General features: G+C 34.1%; 4 protein-coding genes and 1 pseudogene. 2 read left to right on the top strand and 3 right to left on the bottom strand.

What is annotated here, in order from left to right; translation table 11 throughout:
* The 3 genes and pseudogenes from RPL90_RS02870 to RPL90_RS02860 all read right to left on the bottom strand — a co-directional run.
* Nucleotides 1-90: pseudogene (locus tag RPL90_RS02870) on the bottom strand (GtrA family protein); the annotation flags it as partial.
* Between the two features lie 58 nt (nucleotides 91-148).
* Nucleotides 149-922: an amidohydrolase family protein gene (locus RPL90_RS02865; protein ID WP_313543991.1), complete on the bottom strand. Its 774-nt coding sequence runs from the start codon at nucleotides 920-922 to the stop codon at nucleotides 149-151.
* A 6-nt stretch (nucleotides 923-928) separates the two neighbouring features.
* The gene (locus RPL90_RS02860; protein ID WP_313543975.1) at nucleotides 929-1,090 is read right to left on the bottom strand and encodes a hypothetical protein; all 162 of its coding nucleotides are present in this window, start codon (nucleotides 1,088-1,090) and stop codon (nucleotides 929-931) included.
* A gap of 422 nt (nucleotides 1,091-1,512) precedes the next feature.
* Here RPL90_RS02860 and RPL90_RS02855 point away from each other — a divergent pair, with 422 nt between their 5' ends.
* A complete protein-coding gene (locus RPL90_RS02855) occupies nucleotides 1,513-2,667 on the top strand; it encodes a glycerate kinase (protein ID WP_313543959.1) in 1,155 nt (384 codons plus the stop codon).
* Nucleotides 2,668-2,736: 69 nt separating this feature from the next.
* On the top strand, nucleotides 2,737-3,908 hold a 1,172-nt coding region (locus RPL90_RS02850), incomplete at its 3' end, for a multidrug effflux MFS transporter (RefSeq protein WP_313543943.1).

Below are 3,908 nucleotides of genomic sequence, written 5' to 3'. Positions count from 1 at the left end.
TAATAAATAAACAATATAGTAATTTACAGTATTTATACCACCGACGATGATGAATTTCATAACTTCATATTGTGTTTGCGTTATTTTCATTTTGCTCTCCTTTATGTTCTTACCAACTTACTCAAGTTTTGAATGCATACATGTTTAATTAAGATAATATATTTAGTGCATTGCTATTAAATATTTTCGTTTTATCACTATCATTAAATTGTCGAGAGTCATTAATATTTTTTTCCATTTTAGCGATCCAACTATTCGGTGCGAAATGCGCATCAGAACCAAATAATACGTGGGATATATCTGTCACTTCTCTTAAAGAAGCAAAGACTGCTTCTCCTGTTGATAGTGCCGTATCAAAATAACATCTATTAATATAGTATGCTGCACTCTCATTTAATGTTGCCCAACGGTTCAATCCGTTACGATACTTCTTAAACATCATTATATTTTGAAATGGATGTTTTAGTACTTCTTTCGCCAGTTCACGCTTACTACTACTTACAAATTCATTCAATCTATTATGAGGATCCGTCATTACATATTTTTGAGTTCGTAACGTTTCATTAATTCTCCATGTCAAATATGGTAAAGTGCCGCCTGCATGTGCCAATATAAAATTAATGTTTCTAAAACGCTCTAGTGTTCCGCTAAATATTAAATTAGAAGCTGCTCTAGTAGTATTAAATGTAAATTCTTCTATAAAATCTGCAAAAACATATTCTGGTGCTTTAAATTTTTTGGAAGTCGAACTTAGATGAACGAAGACGTTAGCATGATGTTGTTCTAATGCTTGCATCACTTTGTCAAATTTGTCATTTCCCAGGAAATCATCACCGTAATTTGATAGTAAACCTACTCCATCTAAGTGTAATACATTTAATGCAAAATCTATTTCTTCTAAAGTTTCTTTGATATATGGCATAGGTAATTAAGCAAAACTTTTAAATCTATGTGGGTAACTTTTCTTCAGTTGCGCTTGATATTCATTAACTTGTCGTGCGACTTTTGCAGCTTTAGCTCTTTTAAAAGGTAACGTTGATGGCTCTGAAATAGAAGTCACACCAACATCTATATTGAGTTCATCCATCATTGTTAAACTATCTTGAGGTCCCTAATTTTTAATAGGAAAGCCGCCTGCTGTCGTTACACCTATTTCTTTTAACGCGTCTTTATATAATTTGGGAATGATATGATGATGAATATCTATTATTTTATTTGAACTAACCATTATGATACCTTCTTTCAAAAAATCAAAATATTATCGTTATCTAACATTTTAAAACTACATTACACTGTACCCATTTTTATTTAAGTATGTTCAATATCTACAAAAAAATTTTTCGATTTTGTAATTTTAAACGTCTCTGCCATCAACTTTTAAATAATGCTAGTTGCTAGATTAAACTTTCTTTCAAATCAACGCAAAAATTAAGGTATCATGATTTTGCATTGTAAACCTTTTCATATTAAGATTAATATATTCATTATAAGGCAACGTTGGAGGCTTAAATCATGGTAAATATTAAAAAAATAGTTATCGCACCCGATTCATTTAAAGAGAGCATGACGGCAATTGAAGTTGCTAATGCAATTGAAGCAGGGTTTTCACAAGTTTTCCCTAATACAATAGTGTTCGATAAAATTCCTATGGCTGACGGTGGTGAAGGCACTACAGAAGCTTTAGTCAATGCTCTAAATGCCCGTTATCATACAGTTTCTGTAAAAAATCCTATTAACGAAATGATAACCGCTTCATATGGTTATGCCCAAGAAACAAATACTGCAATTATCGATATGGCCAGTGCTTCTGGTCTTGATTTAATCGCTGAAAGAGATAAAAACCCATTAATTACAACTAGTTATGGTACTGGTCAACTTATTAACGATGCGGTTGAACGAGGCGCTAAGCATATTATTTTAGGCATAGGTGGTAGTGCTACAAATGATGGCGGAGTTGGCATGTTAAGTGCTTTAGGTTGTAAATTTTTAGATAGTGAAAATCAACCCCTTAACGCTGGTGGTGCTGCTTTGGCTAAACTATCGCATATAGATACGCGTAACATAAACACCAAGCTTAAACACACAACGATTGAAGTAGCATGTGACGTTTCCAATCCTTTATTGGGTAAATATGGTGCTAGTGAAATATATGGCAGACAAAAAGGTGCTACAGAAGATATGGTAAAACAATTAGACGCTGCATTGACACGTTACCACGATGTGATTGAGCAACAACTTAACGTGTCTGTAAAAGACATAGCGGGCGCGGGCGCAGCAGGTGGATTGGGGGCTGGTTTATTAGCTTTTTTAAACGCCAATTTGGCTAAAGGTATCGATATTGTTTTAAATGCAACTCAATTTAAAGCACGCGTAAAAGATGCTGACTTAGTAATTACTGGAGAAGGTAAAATGGATCATCAAACAATTTATGGAAAAACGCCTATCGGGGTATCTCATGCTGCACAACAATTAAATATACCCGTGATAGCTATTGCTGGCAGTCTGGGTGAAGGTTATCAAGCAGTATATGAACATGGCATATCATCTGTGTTTAGTATTCTACAGCACCCTTGTTCACTAGGAGACGCATTAGACAATGGCCGTATATATATGCAACAAGTGGCCGAAAATATTGCACGGCTATTATTAATAGACAAAAAATCATAATAACTAGTTACAAAATAATGGACTAACGTTATAATTAACAACTGACTGTTAAATAAAGGAGAACATTGAATGGACACACAGACTAAAAGTCCCTTACCTTTAATGATTATTATTGTATTAGGTATTATGACCACTTATGGTCCGTTAACTATAGATATGTATGCTTCATCATTACCACACGTACTTAAAGATTTTGGCTCAACGACATCGCACGTCCAGCTTACGATGTCGTTTGCAATGATAGGTTTAGCGTTAGGCCAATTTATCTTTGGGCCGTTATCAGATGCGTTTGGACGCAAAAAAATCGCGCTTATTATTATTACAATTTATACCATTGCATCACTAATAGCCATCTTTACAACTACATTGCCATTTTTCTTAGCATTACGCTTTATTCAAGGATTAACAGGTGGTGGCGCTATTGTTATTGCTAAGGCTTCTGTAGGTGATAATTACGAAGGCCCCTCTCTTGCAAAAGCATTAGCTTCATTGCTAGTAGTTAATGGTATCATTACCATTTTAGCCCCTCCACTTGGTGGTTATGCGTTGAGCTTAGCTGGCTGGAGAGCAGTATTTGTAGCATTAACAATTATAAGTTTTATTATTTTGTTATTCGCTATATTCAAGATGAAAGAAACACGTACACATGACACGGCACAATTAAATTTCACTGAAATATTTAAAGACTTTGGTGCCTTACTAAAACAAAAGAAATTTATTATTCCTATGTTGTTGCAAGGTTTAACGTACGTCATGCTATTTAGTTTCGCCTCTGCTGGGCCTTTTATTACGCAAAAAATTTATAGTTTATCACCTCAAGAATTAGGTATCGTTTTTTCAATTAATAGTATCGGTTTAATTATAATGAGTCAGGTTACAGCTAAACTAGTCGAATATATCAGTCGCTTTAGTTTATTAATCTTACTAACACTTATTCAAATTGTAGGTGTGGTTGTTATTTTCATAGGATTGTCCTTACATTTACCAATCTGGGTCTTAATTATAGGTTTCTTTTTAAACGTCTGTCCTGTTACAGGAATTGGCCCTTTGAGTTTCGCATTAGCTATGGAATCTCGCACAGGTGGCAGTGGTAATGCCTCAAGTTTATTAGGATTGTTCCAATTTATACTTGGTGGAATCATGTCACCCTTAGTTGGGATACAAGGACAATACAGCTTTATACCATACGTTAGTGTATTAATTATCACAACTTTTATTATAATTATATTAGAAATCTTACT

The organism is Staphylococcus kloosii, from assembly GCF_032139365.1.
GTDB lineage: Bacteria > Bacillota > Bacilli > Staphylococcales > Staphylococcaceae > Staphylococcus > Staphylococcus kloosii_A.
This window is presented reverse-complemented; position numbering and strand designations above follow the sequence as displayed.

Excerpts from the sequence above, each read along its gene's own strand:
- RPL90_RS02865 (WP_313543991.1), bottom strand. The coding sequence starts at position 922 with ATGCCATATATCAAAGAAACTTTAGAAGAAATAGATTTTGCATTAAAT.
- RPL90_RS02860 (WP_313543975.1), bottom strand. The coding sequence starts at position 1,090 with ATGATGGATGAACTCAATATAGATGTTGGTGTGACTTCTATTTCAGAG.
- RPL90_RS02855 (WP_313543959.1), top strand. The coding sequence starts at position 1,513 with ATGGTAAATATTAAAAAAATAGTTATCGCACCCGATTCATTTAAAGAG.